Source organism: Streptomyces sp. NPDC101178, assembly GCF_044767965.1.
Lineage (GTDB): Bacteria > Actinomycetota > Actinomycetes > Streptomycetales > Streptomycetaceae > Streptomyces.
This window is the reverse complement of sequence record NZ_JBIWOZ010000001.1, coordinates 1-14,832: the sequence shown is the minus strand read 5'-3', so window position 1 is coordinate 14,832 and position 14,832 is coordinate 1. Positions and strand designations below refer to the sequence as shown.

General features: G+C 72.1%; 13 protein-coding genes. 3 read left to right on the top strand and 10 right to left on the bottom strand.

The window, feature by feature from the left end:
- Positions 1-205: 205 nt before the first annotated feature.
- Complete coding sequence (locus ACIRR8_RS00065; protein WP_404057253.1) at positions 206-613, top strand: RDD family protein; 408 nt, start codon at positions 206-208, stop codon at positions 611-613.
- 101 nt (positions 614-714) lie between these two features.
- On the opposite strand, the gene ACIRR8_RS00060 is transcribed toward ACIRR8_RS00065, so the two are convergent.
- The 4 genes from ACIRR8_RS00060 to lipB form a co-directional block, all read right to left on the bottom strand.
- Complete coding sequence (locus tag ACIRR8_RS00060; protein ID WP_018511895.1) at positions 715-1,422, bottom strand: DUF4191 domain-containing protein; 708 nt, start codon at positions 1,420-1,422, stop codon at positions 715-717.
- A 30-nt stretch (positions 1,423-1,452) separates the two neighbouring features.
- On the bottom strand, positions 1,453-1,653 hold the full coding sequence (locus ACIRR8_RS00055; protein ID WP_093686094.1) for a hypothetical protein: 201 nt from the start codon (positions 1,651-1,653) through the stop codon (positions 1,453-1,455).
- Between the two features lie 267 nt (positions 1,654-1,920).
- A complete protein-coding gene (gene lipA, locus ACIRR8_RS00050) occupies positions 1,921-2,898 on the bottom strand; it encodes a lipoyl synthase (protein ID WP_404057250.1) in 978 nt (325 codons plus the stop codon).
- A gap of 193 nt (positions 2,899-3,091) precedes the next feature.
- Entirely contained in the window at positions 3,092-3,949 is an 858-nt protein-coding gene (gene lipB / locus ACIRR8_RS00045; RefSeq protein ID WP_404057248.1) for a lipoyl(octanoyl) transferase LipB, read from the bottom strand.
- Positions 3,950-4,264: 315 nt separating this feature from the next.
- Here lipB and ACIRR8_RS00040 point away from each other — a divergent pair, with 315 nt between their 5' ends.
- The gene (locus tag ACIRR8_RS00040) at positions 4,265-5,974 is read left to right on the top strand and encodes a regulator (RefSeq protein WP_404057246.1); all 1,710 of its coding nucleotides are present in this window, start codon (positions 4,265-4,267) and stop codon (positions 5,972-5,974) included.
- A 66-nt stretch (positions 5,975-6,040) separates the two neighbouring features.
- Here the strand turns inward: ACIRR8_RS00040 and ACIRR8_RS00035 are convergent, their stop codons facing one another.
- Both ACIRR8_RS00035 and ACIRR8_RS00030 read right to left on the bottom strand, forming a co-directional pair.
- Positions 6,041-7,432, bottom strand: coding sequence for an FAD-dependent oxidoreductase (locus ACIRR8_RS00035; RefSeq protein WP_404057244.1), 1,392 nt, complete (start codon positions 7,430-7,432; stop codon positions 6,041-6,043).
- 188 nt (positions 7,433-7,620) lie between these two features.
- Positions 7,621-8,520 carry a TIGR01777 family oxidoreductase gene (locus tag ACIRR8_RS00030; RefSeq protein ID WP_404057242.1) on the bottom strand — a complete coding sequence of 300 codons (900 nt, stop codon included), beginning with the start codon at positions 8,518-8,520 and terminating at the stop codon, positions 7,621-7,623.
- A gap of 96 nt (positions 8,521-8,616) precedes the next feature.
- On the opposite strand from ACIRR8_RS00030, the gene ACIRR8_RS00025 reads away from it, so the two are divergent.
- Positions 8,617-9,210, top strand: coding sequence for a GNAT family N-acetyltransferase (locus ACIRR8_RS00025; protein WP_404057240.1), 594 nt, complete (start codon positions 8,617-8,619; stop codon positions 9,208-9,210).
- 78 nt (positions 9,211-9,288) lie between these two features.
- On the opposite strand, the gene ACIRR8_RS00020 is transcribed toward ACIRR8_RS00025, so the two are convergent.
- The 4 genes from ACIRR8_RS00020 to ACIRR8_RS00005 all read right to left on the bottom strand — a co-directional run bounded on the left by ACIRR8_RS00020 (position 9,289) and on the right by ACIRR8_RS00005 (position 14,592).
- Positions 9,289-9,810 carry a DUF4240 domain-containing protein gene (locus tag ACIRR8_RS00020; RefSeq protein ID WP_404057238.1) on the bottom strand — a complete coding sequence of 174 codons (522 nt, stop codon included), beginning with the start codon at positions 9,808-9,810 and terminating at the stop codon, positions 9,289-9,291.
- A 62-nt stretch (positions 9,811-9,872) separates the two neighbouring features.
- On the bottom strand, positions 9,873-10,862 hold the full coding sequence (locus tag ACIRR8_RS00015) for a helix-turn-helix transcriptional regulator (RefSeq protein WP_404057236.1): 990 nt from the start codon (positions 10,860-10,862) through the stop codon (positions 9,873-9,875).
- A gap of 166 nt (positions 10,863-11,028) precedes the next feature.
- Positions 11,029-13,701, bottom strand: coding sequence for a pyruvate dehydrogenase (acetyl-transferring), homodimeric type (aceE, locus tag ACIRR8_RS00010; RefSeq protein WP_404057234.1), 2,673 nt, complete (start codon positions 13,699-13,701; stop codon positions 11,029-11,031).
- Positions 13,702-13,968: 267 nt separating this feature from the next.
- Positions 13,969-14,592, bottom strand: a complete 624-nt coding sequence (locus ACIRR8_RS00005) for a GntR family transcriptional regulator (protein ID WP_018511906.1) — start codon at positions 14,590-14,592, stop codon at positions 13,969-13,971.
- Positions 14,593-14,832 lie beyond the last annotated feature (240 nt).

The following is a 14,832-nucleotide window of genomic DNA, read 5'->3' as shown; positions in this document are numbered from 1 at the left end:
CAGGCGTGATTTCTCAAGCATGACCCATTTGTTTCGCCCAAGTTAACCGGGGCGAGGGTGACCGGCATCTCAGCGGCTGTCTCCGCGCGGCTGTTTCCGTGCCCCGCCCGGCCGGGTCCAAACACGGGCGCAGTACCGTGGACGGGTGGACAACAGGCAAGCAATCGGATCGTGGCTCTCAGGGCCCCGCGCGGCCGCCGAAGACATGGGTGCCGATTTCGGCTATCGAGGCAAGCGGCTCGGGCTGCCCGAGGAGGGGCCGGGGGCCGTCGCCTCGTTCGGCCGACGTCTCGGGGCCGTCTTCATCGACTGGTCGATCTGCATGGTGATCGCATACGGGCTGCTCGCTCGCGGTGACCAGCAGGCGGCGGGGAACTGGGCGCTCGGCGTCTTCCTCCTCATGAGCGCCCTCACCGTCGGCACCATCGGCTGCACCCCCGGCAAGCGCCTCCTCGGGCTCCGCGTGGTCTCCGAGGACGGCGGCCGTCTCGGCTTCGGACGTGTCGTCGTACGGACCGTCCTGCTGCTGCTCGTCATCCCGGCCCTCGTCTGGGACCGCGACGGGCGTGGCCTCCACGACCGCCTCGGCCGCGCCGTACAGGTCCGGATGTAGTCCCACCCCACAGCTCCGTCAGCCCCATCAGTACGGGCAGACGCGGCGGCCCCGGACCGATCCTCGGTCCGGGGCCGTCCTGTGTTCTCGCGTACGCGCGCTCAGCGCATCTTTCCGCCGCGCGGCATCCGCATGCCCTTCGGCATCGGGCCCTTCGGCAGCGGCATGTTGCTCATCAGGTCGCCCATCGCGCGCAGCCGGTCGTTGGTGGTGGTCACCTGCGGGCCGGTCAGGACGCGGGGGAGCTTCAGCATCTTGGTGCGGACCTTCTTCAGGGGCACCTGCCCCTCGCCGTTGCCCACGATGATGTCGTGGACCGGGACGTCCACCACGATGCGGGCCATCTTCTTCTTCTCGGCCGCCAGGAGGCCCTTCACCCGGTTCGGGTTGCCCTCGGCGACCAGGACGATGCCGGCCTTGCCGACGGACCGGTGCACGACGTCCTGGCTGCGGTTCATCGCCACGGCGGGGGTCGTGGTCCAGCCGCGTCCGATCCGGTCCAGGACGGCGGCCGCCGCGCCGGGCTGGCCCTCCATCTGCCCGAAGGCCGCACGTTCGGCCCGTCGTCCGAAGACGATCGCCATCGCGAGGACGGCCAGGACGAAGCCCAGGATGCCCAGGTAGACCGGGTGACCGATCAAGAAGCCGATGCCGAGGAGGACACCGAACGTGGCGATTCCCACGCCCGCGACGATGAACCCGATCTTGCTGTCGGACCGCTTGGTCATCTTGTAGGTCAGGGCGATCTGCTTGAGCCGCCCTGCGTTCTCGGCGCTGTCCGCGCCTTCGGTTTTTGCCTTCCTCGCCATGTACCGAAGTTTACGTGGCGTGGAAGCGACCTAGGAACGGTGGTCGGCCACCGCGTCCGGTACGTACGGGGACTCCACCCGGTCCTTGGCCCGGCGGCGGTCCTCCAGGACGGCCGTCCAGGCGTTGCGGCGGGCGGTGCGCTGGCCGCTGCTCAGCAGCAGCGACTCGACGGCGCGCAGGGCGGTGGTGACGGACGGAATGGCGTGGGCGCGGACCGGTGCGGCCTGCATGATGTTTCCCCTCGGAGTGGATGCGCCACCGGGGCGCGGACTGAGTACGGGAAGCAGTGACGGCGACGGCTGTGGAAGCTGCCGCTGCACGTGTACCTAGGGTCACTGCTCGGTGTTACCAGTGCGTGACCGGTGGGTCAAACACCAATGAACCCTTCATTCCGGTGCCCCGCACGCCGAAGCGGCCCATCCGCGCCCCTCACCTGCGGGGAGCGTACGAGCCGCCTCGGCCTTGCGGTTACTGCTCGGTAGTCCGGGTGAGCGGACTCACACGGCCTGGGCCGTCGGGACGCTCGTCGCGGCCGCGCCGCGCGCCTCCATCGCCTGCTGGAAGAGACGGCCCGCGCGGTAGGAGGAACGCACCAGCGGCCCCGACATCACGCCGGAGTAGCCGATCGCGTCGGCCTCGTCCTTCAGCTCCACGAACTCCATCGGCTTCACCCAGCGCTCGACCGGGTGGTGGCGCACGGTGGGCCGCAGGTACTGCGTAATCGTGATGAGCTCGCAACCCGCGTCGTACAGGTCCTGGAGCGCCTCGCTGACTTCCTCGCGGGTCTCGCCCATGCCGAGGATCAGGTTGGACTTGGTCACCAGGCCGGCCTCGCGGGCCCGCGTGATGACCTCCAGGGACCGCTCGTAGCGGAAGCCGGGGCGGATGCGCTTGAAGATGCGCGGCACCGTCTCCACGTTGTGCGCGAGCACCTCGGGGCGCGAGGAGAAGACCTCGGCCAGCTGCTCGGGCTCGGCGTTGAAGTCGGGGATCAGCAGCTCGACCTTGGTCGCGCCCGCCTCCCGCTCCGCCGTCTGCGTGTGGATCTGGCGCACGGTCTCCGCGTACAGCCAGGATCCGCCGTCCTCCAGGTCGTCGCGGGCGACGCCGGTGATGGTGGCGTAGTTCAGGTCCATCTTGACGACGGACTCGCCGACCCGGCGGGGCTCGTCACGGTCCAGCGCCTGCGGCTTGCCCGTGTCGATCTGGCAGAAGTCGCAACGCCGCGTGCACTGGTCGCCGCCGATGAGGAAGGTGGCCTCGCGGTCCTCCCAGCACTCGAAGATGTTGGGGCAGCCCGCCTCCTGGCAGACCGTGTGCAGCCCCTCGCCCTTCACGAGATTCTGCAGCTGCTTGTACTCGGGGCCCATCTTCGCCCGCGTTTTGATCCACTCGGGCTTGCGCTCGATGGGGGTCTGGCTGTTTCGGACCTCCAGGCGCAGCATCTTGCGCCCGTCGGGTGCGACAGCGGACACTCCGGCTCCCCTTTGCTTTCTGCTGCGTGGGATTCGCATGGGATTCTTCGGCGAACACCAGGGTACGCCCGTAAATCAAACGGCCTTACGCCTGGCCAACCTGCGGCCGACGGGGCCTATTCCCCGGCCCTTCCCCGGCCGGTGGCGGCGGTCGGGGCTACTGGTCGGTACTACTTTCGGGTAATACATCGCGTCACGCCGGGGCTGCGGCCTTCGGCTGCTCGGCAGGCTGTACGACTGGTTGCCCGGCCGGCTGTGCGGTCGACCGCTCGATCTCGCGGGGTGCGAGCTCCGCGTTCTCCAGGATGTCCCGCAGGTGCTTCTCTGCGACCGGCAGCACCTCCTCGATGGTGATCTCCCGGCCCAGCTCGTTCGAGAGCGAGGTGACCCCCGCGTCCCGGATGCCGCACGGCACGATCCGGTCGAACCAGGTGTTGTCCGGATTCACGTTCAGCGCGAAGCCGTGCATGGTCACGCCCTTGGCGACCCGGATCCCGATGGCGGCCAGCTTGCGGTCCTCGCGGCGCTGGCCCGCGTTGGACGGGGCGTACTCCGGACCGTTCAGCCGCGGGTCGAACTCTTCGTCCTGGAGCCTCGGGTCGAAGTCCAGCGCGAGCCCGCCCAGCGCCTGCCGCTGCTCGACCGGATCGCCGAGCACCCAGACACCGCTGCGGCCCTCCACCCGCGAGGTCTCCACCCCGAAGTCGGCGGCCGTACGGATCAGCGCGTCCTCCAGGCGGCGGACGTGCGCGACGACGTCGACCGGACGCGGCAGCTTCTGGATCGGGTAGCCGACGAGCTGGCCGGGGCCGTGCCAGGTGATCTTGCCGCCGCGGTCCACATCGATGACCGGGGTGCCGTCCAGCGGACGTTCGCTGTCCGCCGTACGACGGCCCGCCGTGTAGACCGGCGGGTGTTCCAGGAGCAGACAGGTGTCCGGCACCAGGTCCTCGAACCGGGCCGCGTGCACCTCGCGCTGCTTCTGCCAGGCCTCCGTGTACTCGACGGCCTCGTCACCGAAGCCCAGACGGACGAACCGCAGCTCGCTCACGACAGATGCCTCCCTACGTCGGACGCCGTGTGCCCGAAGGGGTGTCCCCGGGATGACGGCACCCTGCACTGATCGCGCCCTCAACCACTGTACGACCGTCACCCGTCCGGCCCACCGGCAGGTGTCGGGGCCTGGCGGAGCGCGCGCGTCCCGACCTGAGAGAGGTCCGGCCCCTTCTGTCAGCTCTGTCCGCAATCCTCACACGATCGGATGAACGTGGAGCAAAGGGTGGCTCCGACCGCCCCGGTGGACGCTAAATTCGCGCCGTTCCCCAGGGGCTGCCCGGGCCCCCGAAGGCAGGAGACCGTACAGCTGATGTCGGAACGACCCCCGCAGCGCACGCCCAACCGCCGCCTCGCCGCACTCATCGCGGAAGCCGGGTTCTCCCATGCGGGCCTCGCCCGCCGGGTCGATCAGCTCGGCCTCGAACACGGACTGGACCTGCGGTACGACAAGACCTCGGTCACCCGCTGGCTGCGGGGACAGCAGCCGCGCGGCACCACGCCCGCCCTGATCGCCGAGGTCTTCACCCGGCGCCTCGGGCGGCGGCTCTCCGCGCAGGACCTCGGCCTCGACGCCTGTGCGCCCGTCTACGCGGGCCTGGAGTTCGCCGCCACGCCCACCGAGGCCGTCGACATCGTCAGCGGCCTGTGGCGCAAGGACTCGGGGACGCACACCGAGCTGCGCAAGATCGCCTTCACCCCCGCCGGCCTGGTCGTCCCCAGCCGCGACTGGCTGATCGGACGCGCCGACGAGTGGGTGGCCCGCGACGGAGGGGCGGACCGGCCGCCCGCCGCGCACCGCAGAGGCGGCGCCGGAGCCCCGGCACCCGCACACGGCCGTACGGACGGGCCGGTAGGCGCCCTGCGCACCGACGCCCGCGGCGTGGCCCGCCCCGGCGGCCCCGTACGCCCGGTCGGCAGGCCCACCACCGGTCACCCCGTCCCGGCCGGCGGCCGCCCCTCCACGGCGACGGACCCGTCCGGAACGGCCAGGCCAGGAGCAGCCATGGGTACGGGAGTGGGAGCCCTGCCCGGCGGAACGTCCGCTTCCGGAGCGTCGTCCGGTACGGAGACGCTCCCCGTCGTCCCCCGTCAGCGGCAGACCGAGCGAGGGCCCGGCCTCCGGGTGGGCAACGGTGATGTCGCGGCCCTGCGCTCGGTCGGTGAGCTCTTCCGCACTCTCGACTACACCTACGGCGGCGGCCACGCCCGCCAGGCCCTCGTGCGCTATCTGGAGCACGAGGCCGAGCCGATGCTCCGCGGGAGTTACGGCGAAGCCACCGGGCGCCGCCTCTTCGCCGCGATCGCCGACCTGACGCGGCTGGCCGGCTGGACCTCCTTCGACATCGCCGCCCATGGCCTGGCCCAGCGGTACTTCGTCCAGGCCCTGCGGCTCGCCCAGGCCGCCGGAGACCGCGGCTACGGGGCGTACGTCCTGATCACCATGAGCCGCCAGGCCGTCTACCTCGGCCACGGCAGGGAGGCCGTGCAGCTCGCGCGCGTCGCCCAGCAGGGCATCGGCTCCGCCGCACCGCCGCTCGTGCAGGCCCTGCTCCACTCGGTCGAGGCACGCGGCCACGGGATCCTCGGCGAGGCCCGGGCCTGCACCGCCGCGCTGACCCGGGCCGAGCACGCCCTGGAGACCGCGCGACCCGGCGACGAGGCACCGCTGTGGGCCCGCCTCTTCGACGAGGCGCAGCTCGCCCACGAGCTCGGCCACTGCCACCGCGACCTCCAGCAGTACCGGGCCGCCGCCCAGCACGCGGAGCGCTCGCTCCAGCTACGCGCTCCGGCCTACGCCCGCAGCCGGCTCTTCTGCCGGGTGGTGCTGGCCTCCGCCCGGCTGGGCCTCGGTGAGCTGGAGCAGGCCTGCCAGCTGGGAGCCGAGGCGGCTCAGCAGGCCTCCGAGATGCGTTCGGTCCGGGCCGCCGAGTACGTACGCGCCTTCGAGCGCAGCCTGGAGCCGTACCGGGACGCCGCGCCCGTACGCGGCTACCGCGACCGGGTGGCGGCGCTCGGCTGAGACGCGCGCGGGCGCCTTCGAAAGGGGCGCCCGCCCCTACGCGCCGCCTCCTCTGCACCGCGCCCCCTACGCCGCCTCCGGCACCCGCGCGCCTCCCTGACGCGCCGGAGCCACCCCCAGGTCCGTCAGGATCGCCTCCGCCGCCCGGCGCCCCGAGTGCAGCGCCCCCTGGACCGAGCTGGTGTCCCGGTGGTCGCCGCACACGTACAGTCCGGCCAGCACCCGCACCGGCCGGCGCGGGTCGTGCGGGGCCTCCATCGCGGGGACCGCCTCCGGGTCGTGGTGGGCGGCCAGCAGCTCCCAGTCGTCCGTCGGCGTCCCGTACAACCGGGCCAGCTGGGCCCGTACGGAACGGTCCAGGTCCGGCGGCGGCGTCCCGAGCACCGTCGAGGTGATCAGCGCCCGGCCCTCCGGCGCGCGCGAGGGGTCGACCGCGCTCATCACCGCCGTGTACGCCACCGGCCCCGACCGGTCGCCGTCCAGCACCAGCGACCTGCCGGTCGGCGGCGGCGTGGGCGCGGTGTGGTGCAGGACCGTCACGGGGCGGAAGGCAGGCACCCGCAACCCTGGCAGCAGCTCGGCCGCCGCCCCCGCGCCGGTGGCCAGCAGCAGCGAACGGCACCCCAGTTCGCCGTGCTCCTTGGTCCGTACGGTGGTGATGTCGGCGGCCGTGACATGTACCCCGGTCCGTACCGTGCCCGGCGGTAGCGCGGCGGCCAGCAGATCCGGCAGCGTTCCCGAACCGCCCGCCGGTACACACAGTCCGCCCCGCGCATAGTCGCGCAGCGCCAGATCCGCGTACCGGCTCGATGTGGTGAGACCGGGGTCGCCGAGCAGCGCCGAGAGCAGCGGGCGCAGGACGCCGTCCACCGTACGGGCGGGCATCTGGCCGGCCCGCAGTGCGGCCAGCGTCGTCCGCTCGGGGCGGGCAAGGATCCGGGCCGTCGGCGTGGTGGCCAGCCGGGAGAGCGCGGCGCCGAGCCGGGCCCGCTCGAACGCCTCGGACATGGTGGGGCCGCTGCGGAGGCCTGGGCTCTTCGCACCCGGGCCGCTCCGGGACGCGAGCCGCAAGTGGCTCCCGTACCCGCCCGGCGAGGCGTGGGGGGCGCTCGATCGGGTGCGTACGGCCCTGAGTGCGCCCCTCGCGCTCCGTATGTCACCGGTGCGGTGGCGACGGCCCTCGCTGTGCACGAGCACCCCGGGAGCGAACTCCCGCAGCTCCGGGGTGCCGAGGCCCGGCGTGGAGGTCAGCTCCGGCCAGGAGGTGCAGAGCAGGGGGCCGAACTGGTCGAGACGGAAGCCGTCCACCTCACGGGTGGTCAGCCGGCCGCCCACGGTGGGGGCCGCCTCCAGAACACTGACGCCGACTCCGGCGCCGGTCAGCAGATGGGCCGCTGAGAGGCCGGCGATCCCGGCCCCGATGATGATCACGTCCGCGTGGTGTGCCGTGCTGCGCACAAGGCCCTCCCCGAGTCGGTGCGACTGGTGGGGGCTTCTTGCCCCCAACAGGTCCCCGGAATGCCGGAGTTCGCATCGAGGTTAGGAGGATGGCTGATAGTGGGTCAGACGCGCGTGACCGGGGGCACCGGGGCACGGGGTCGCACACGCGGCCGCCGGGCGTCCCGCCCCCGGGTCGCGGGGCCGGGTCAGCGCAGGGCGGCACGGATCGCCGCGTCGATGCCGGGGAACGCGAACGAGAAGCCGGAGTCCAGCAGCCGGCCGGGGATCACGCGCTGACTGCCCAGCACATCGCCGGCGAACTCGCCGAGCGCGACCCGCAGCGCGGGCGCCGGGGCGGTGAACAGGGTCGGGCGGCGCAGGACGCGGCCCATCGCGGCGGTCACCTCGGCGTTGGTGACCGGGTCGGGACCGGTCAGGTTGACCGGGCCGGTCAGCGACTCGGTGTCCAGGATGTGGCGCAGGGCGGCGACATGGTCGTGCAGCGCGATGAAGCTCCAGTACTGGCGGCCGTTGCCCATCCGCCCGCCGAGCCCCGCCTTGAACAGCGGGAACAGCCGCCCCCACGCTCCGCCCTCGCGGGCCACCACCAGTCCGGTGCGGGCGTGCACCGTGCGTATGCCGCGCTCCTCGGCGGCGGCTGTCGCGGCCTCCCACTCCTCGCAGACGGAGGGCAGGAAGCCCTCTCCGGGCGCCGCGCTCTCGTCCACGGCCCGGTCGCCCGTATCGCCGTAGTAGCCGATGGCCGAGCCGGAGAGCAGCACCTTCGGCGGGGTGTCGAGCGAGGCGACGGCCTCGGCGATCGCGGCCGTGCCCAGCACCCGGCTCTCGCGGATCTCCCGCTTGTAGTCGTCGGTCCAGCGGTGGTCGCCGACCCCGGCCCCGGCGAGGTGGACGACCGCGTCGCAGCCCACGAGCCCGGCCACGTCCACGTAACCGCGCTTGGGGTCCCACTCCACCTCGTCACCGGACCGGGCGGGCCTTCGCACCAGACGGGCCACCTCGTGCCCGTCGGCGCGTAGCGAGCGCACGAGCGCCGCTCCGATGAGTCCGGACGATCCAGTGACGGCGATACGGGAGGTCGGCATGGTGCCATCCTGCCCCAGGGATGGGGGGAAACACGGCACTGGATACGGGGGAAAACACCATGGAGCACGAAGAACCCGGCATGGGACAGTGACGTCATGTCCGCAACCACCACCCTCCACTCCCTCTCCGTCCGTCCCGCCCGGCCCACCGACGAGGAAGCCCTCGGCGAGCTCGACCGCTCCACCTGGTCCACGCTGCACGCGGTGGTGCCGCGGCCCCGGCCGCCGTACGAGCCGTTCTTCGACGAGCGCCACCGGCCCGAGGACTTCCTCGTGGCCGAGGCCGCGACGATGGCCGAGTCCGGGTCTGAGCCGGGGGCCGAGTCCGGGGTGGGGGCCGAGTCGGGGTCCGAGTCCGGGTCCGGCCGGACCCGCATCGCCGGTTACATACGCCTGGTCCCGCCCACGCCTCTCGCCTGCAACGCCCATGTCCGCCAGATACAGGGCCTCGCCGTGGCGTCCTGGGCGCGCGGGGCCGGCGTCGGGCGGACCCTGCTGCGGGCCGCGTGCGCCGAGGCGCGGCGGCAGGGCGCCAACCGGATCACGCTGCGCGTGCTGGGGCACAACACCCCGGCCCGGGCGCTGTACGCCTCCGAGGGATTCGCCGTGGAAGGGGTGCTGAGCGGGGAGTTCTTCCTGCACGGGCGCTATGTCGACGACGTGCTGATGGGGCGTTCGCTGGCGCCCTGAGCGGTGGGATCCAGCAGCTCGCCGGCTCAGCTCGCCGGCTCAGCTCGCCGGCTCAGCTCGCCGGCTCAGCTCGGCGGCTCAACTGGGTGCGAAGCGGTCCCAGAGCTCCGGGTAGCGGGCGGCCAGCGTCTCCTCGTCCTCGAAGTCGACCGGGGAGCCCAGCGGCTCGGTGGGCTGCGGCGGCAGTCCCAGATCGGGCGCGACCACACCCGTGAGCTGTTCGTACGCCTCGTCGGCGGCGTAGCCCAGCTCCTCACCGTCCCCGTCGATCTCCTCGTCGAAGTCGTCCAGCAGCTCCGCCAGACCGTCCGGGTCGTGCAGCGCGCCCTCGAACACCTCCCGGCCCCGGCCGATCAGCCAGCACCGGAAGTAGTCGAAGGCGTCGTCGCTCGCACCGCCGAGCAGCACGGCGGCCGCACCCCACAGGTCCCAGCGGTAGGCGCGGTTGTAGCGGGCCTCGAAGTGCCGGGCGAAGTCCAGCACGGAATCGGGGTCGAGCCGCACCAGCCGTTCCACGAGCAGATCGGCCTGCTCCTCGGGGTCGCCCTCGGCTCCCTCGCGGCTGCTGTCGATGAGCTCCCAGAATTCCGTCTCGTCCATCACGGGTCCAGCATCCAGCCTGCCGGGACCCCTCGCACGCCCAGACGGCGAAAAGAAGCCTTTCAGCGATACAGCTCGCGCAGGCGTTCGGCCGCCTCGGCGAACCGGCTCCGGAGCGACTCCGGCGCCACGACCTCCAACTCGGGACCCAGCGAAAGGAGCTGGCTGTATGCCACGTCCAGTGATTCCACGGGAAGGACCACCGTGCGCCACCCGTCCGGGTCGGCGGGAGGGGCCTCGGAGAGGGCCGTAGCGGCGGCCGCCCGGTCGCCGGTGTACGCGAGCTGCCGCGCACCGCTCTCGGACACCCGTACGGTTACCTCGGTACGGAGGAGGGACCGGGCGAAGTCGGCGGCCCGCTCCTCCCAGAACGCGGGCAGGTCGAAGCCCTCGTCCCGGTCGAAGCGCTCGTCGACCGGCTCCACCGAGGTGAACCGGTCGATCCGGTAGACCCGGAAGTCGTCCGCGACCCTGGCGCAGAGGTACCAGACACCGGCTTTGAGGACGAGCCCGTACGGAGCGAGCTCCCGCGCCACCTCCGTGCCCTCGCGTCCGTGTCCCCGGCCGCCGCCCTTGCGGTAGCGGGCCCGGAGCAGGCGGTCGTCCCAGACGGCGTCGGCGACCGCGGGCAGGAGGTCGGGCGGCTCCGGCTCGTGGTACCAGGACGGGGCGTCCAGGTGGAAGCGCTGGGCGGCGGAGGCCGAGGCGTCACGCAAGGAGGGCAGCAGCGCGGCCGAGACCTTGAGGCGGGCGGCCGACGCCGCGCCCTCCAGGCCCATCTCGCGCAGTGCGGAGGGCAGGCCGGAGAGGAAGAGGGCCTCCGCCTCGTTGCGGGCGAGGCCGGTCAGCCGGGTGCGGTAGCCGCCGATGAGCCGGTAGCCGCCCGCCCGGCCGCGCTCCGCGTAGACCGGCACGCCGGCCTCGGAGAGCGCCTGGGCGTCGCGGGTCACCGTGCGCTCCGACACCTCCAGCTCCGCCGCCAGTTCGGCCGCGGACATGACGGGACGAGACTGAAGAAGGAGGACCATCTTGATCAGCCGAGCAGCACGCATGCGCCCATTGTGGCGGCAGAGCACGGCGCCCTTCACGCCGAAGGCCAGGGGCCGGGCCGCCGCAGCCCGGCCGACCGCGCCGAAACCCCCGGCCGCCGGGGCGGGCACGTTGTCGGACGCGCTCGCCCCGGTGAGCGGGGGTTTCGGATCGGTAGGGGAGGAGGGCTCAGAGGCCGTAGCGCTCCCGGGCATCCTTGACCGCCGAGGCCGGGACCTCCCCGCGCTTGGCGAGCTGGGCCAGCGAGGCGACGACGATCGACTGCGCGTCGACGCCGAAGTGGCGGCGGGCCGCCTCGCGGGTGTCGGAGAGGCCGAAGCCGTCCGTGCCGAGCGAGGACCAGTCCTGCTCCACCCACTGGCTGATCTGGTCCGGGACCTGGCGCATCCAGTCGCTGACCGCCAGCACCGGGCCCGGCGCACCGGAGAGCGCCTGCGTCACGTACGGCACCTGCACCTCACCGCGGAGGAGCGCCTCGTCGGCCTCCAGCGCGTCGCGGCGCAGCTCGCCCCACGAGGTGGCGGACCAGACGTCGGCCGTGACACCCCAGTCGGCGGCCAGCAGCTCCTGGGCCTCCAGGGCCCAGTGGATCGCCGTGCCGGAGGCCAGCAGCTGCAGGCGCGGCGCGTCCGCCTTGGCGGGCGTGCCCTCCTTGAAGCGGTACAGGCCCTTGACGATGCCCTCCTCGACGCCCTCGGGCATCGCGGGCTGGGGCTTCGGCTCGTTGTAGACCGTCAGGTAGTAGAAGACGTCCTCGGCATCGGGGCCGTACATGCGCCGCAGACCGTCCTTGACGATCACCGCCACCTCGTACGCGAACGCCGGGTCGTAGTTGAGCGAGGCCGGGTTGGTGGCCGCGATCAGGTGCGAGTGGCCGTCCGCGTGCTGGAGGCCCTCACCCGTCAGGGTCGTACGGCCCGCGGTGGCACCGACGATGAAGCCCTTGCCGAGCTGGTCGGCGAGCTGCCACATCTGGTCGCCGGTCCGCTGCCAGCCGAACATCGAGTAGAAGATGTAGAACGGGATCATCGTCTCGCCGTGCGTCGCGTACGACGTGGCGGCGGCGATGAAGTCGGCCATGGCCCCGGCCTCGGTGATCCCCTCGTTGAGGATCTGGCCGTCCTTGGCCTCCTTGTAGTACATCAGCTGGTCACGGTCGACCGGCTCGTAGGTCTGGCCCAGCGGCGAGTAGATACCGGCCGACGGGAACAGGGACTCCATGCCGAAGGTACGGGCCTCGTCCGGGACGATCGGCACCCAGCGCTTGCCGGTCTCCTTGTCCCGCATCAGGTCCTTCACCAGGCGGACGAAGGCCATGGTGGTGGCCATCTCCTGCTTGCCGGACCCCTTGTACAGCGCCTTGAACGCGCGCTCCTCGGGCTGCGGCAGCGGAGCGGAGGCGTGGATCCGGCGAGCGGGGGCGGGACCGCCGAGCGCCGCGCGGCGCTCCTGGAGGTAGCGGACCTCCGGCGAGTCGGCGCCGGGGTGGCCGTAGGGGACCAGGCCGTCCTCGAAGGCGCTGTCGGGGATCGGGAGGCCGAGCAGCTCGCGCATGCCCTTGAACTCGTCGATCGACAGCTTCTTCATCTGGTGGTTGGCGTTCTTGGACTCGAAGCCCTTGCCGAGCGTGTAGCCCTTGACCGTCTGGGCCAGGATCACGGTCGGCGCGCCCTTGTGCTCGATCGCCGCCTTGTACGCCGCGTACACCTTGCGGGCCTCGTGGCCACCGCGCGAGGTGTAGAAACACTCGGCGATCTTCGCGTCGGTGAGCAGCTTCGCCAGCTCGACGAGAGCGGGCTCTGCACCGAAGAAGTGCTCGCGGATGTAGGCGACGTCACGCGTCGCGTACGTCTGGAACTGCGCGTCCGGAACCTCGCGCAGGCGGCGCAGCAGCGCGCCCGTGGTGTCCAGCTGGAACAGCTCGTCCCAGGCGTTGCCCCAGAGCGTCTTGACGACGTTCCAGCCGGCCCCGCGGAACTGCGCCTCCAGCTCCTGGACCACGCGGAAGTTGGCGCGGACCGGGCCGTCGAGGCGCTGCAGGTTGCAGTTGATGACGAAGGTCAGGTTGTCGAGCTGCTCACGGGCCGCCAACGCCAGGGCCGCGGTCGACTCCGGCTCGTCCATCTCGCCGTCGCCCAGGAAGGCCCAGACGTGCGAGTTGGCCGTGTCCTTGATGGAGCGGTTGGCCAGATAACGGTTGAAGCGCGCCTGGTAGATGGCCGAGAGCGGGCCGAGGCCCATTGACACCGTGGGGAACTCCCACAGCCAGGGCAGCCGCCGCGGGTGCGGGTAGGAGGGCAGGCCCTCGCCACCGGACTCCTGGCGGAAGTTGTCCAGCTGCTGCTCACTGAGCCGGCCGTCGAGGAAGGCGCGGGCGTAGATGCCGGGGGAGGCGTGGCCCTGGATGTAGAGCTGGTCGCCGGAGCCGTCCCCCTCCTTGCCGCGGAAGAAGTGGTTGAAGCCGGTCTCGTAGAGCCAGGCCGCAGAGGCGAAAGTGGCGATGTGGCCGCCCACTCCGAACCGGGCTCCCCGGGTCACCATCGCGGCCGCGTTCCAGCGGTTCCACGCGGTGATCCTCGACTCCATCTCCAGGTCGCCGTCGAACGCGGGCTCGGCGGCGGTCGGGATGGAGTTGACGTAATCGGTCTCCAGCAGCTTGGGCAGCGCGAGACCGGCGCCCTCGGCGTGCTGCAGCGAGCGGCGCATCAGGTACGCGGCGCGGTGCGGGCCGGCGGCCTGGGTGACGGCGTCCAGGGAGGCCGCCCATTCGGCGGTCTCCTCGGGGTCACGGTCCGGGAGCTGGTCGAGCTCGCTCGGAAGCTTTCCTACGGGGTCGGTCATGATCGCCGCCTTCCGGAGAGGAGGGGGGTGGAGAAGGCCCTATCTGGCAGGACAGAGCGATGGGGCCGGTGGGCCCGCGAAGTGAACTGTAAGGCGCTGATCGATGATCGATCAAAGGATTGAAGGCAAAACTTCTCGATACGAAGAAAAGTGGCATGGGGTGCCTCGAAAGGGGGCACGGAGTGACGCGAAATAGCGCGCAAATAGGGCGCTGACCTGCACGGAAGAGCAGGTCGCGCGCCAGATGATCGAAGCCTGCCGGTCAGGTCAGGCGCGTGGAGCGCAGCCCAGCACATGGGCCTTCACCAGGGCGCCGATCTGCGGGTCCCCGGCGAGGAACGCGTCGATGAGGGCCTGGTGCTCCTCGGCGTACGACTTCTGCACCGTGCCGAGCCAGCGGATGGAGAGGGCCGTGAACACCTCGATGCCGAGCCCCTCCCAGGTGTGCAGCAGCACCGCGTTCCCGGCGGCACGGACCATCTCGCGGTGGAAGCCGACCGTGTGCCGCACCTGGGCCTCGCCGTCGGCCAGCCGGTCCGCCTCGTACAGCGCGGCCACATGCGGCTCCAGTGCCGAGCAGTCCTGGCCGAGCAGCGGGGCCGCCAGCTCGGCGGCGATCTGCTCCAGACCGGCCCGCACCGGGTAGCTCTCCTCCAGGTCGGCCGCGGTGAGGTTGCGGACCCGGACGCCCTTGTTCGGGGCCGACTCGATCAGCCGGAGCGTCTCCAGCTCCCGCAGCGCCTCGCGTACGGGCGTCTGGCTCACCTCCAGCTCGGTGGCGATGCGGCGCTCCACGATCCGCTCGCCCGGCTTCCAGCGCCCGCTGACGATCCCCTCCACGATGTGCTCGCGGATCTGTTCGCGCAGCGAGTGGACGACGGGCGGGGTCATGTGGTGCTCCTTCAGGGCAGACCGGTGCTGCCTACATCATCACGGTGGCGGTGAGCCTCCCGGGCTGTTTAGACAATACGGCGGCGGGCCCCCCCCCCCCCCCGGGGGGGGGGGGGGGCCCCGGGGGGGGGGGGGGGCCCCCCCCCCGCTTCAGCGGATGCCGTCCTAGCCGCCCGCCAACGGGCCGGCCGGAGCCGGGCTGGTGGCGGTCCGGGGGCCGTGCTCCGGGTGGGCCGGCGG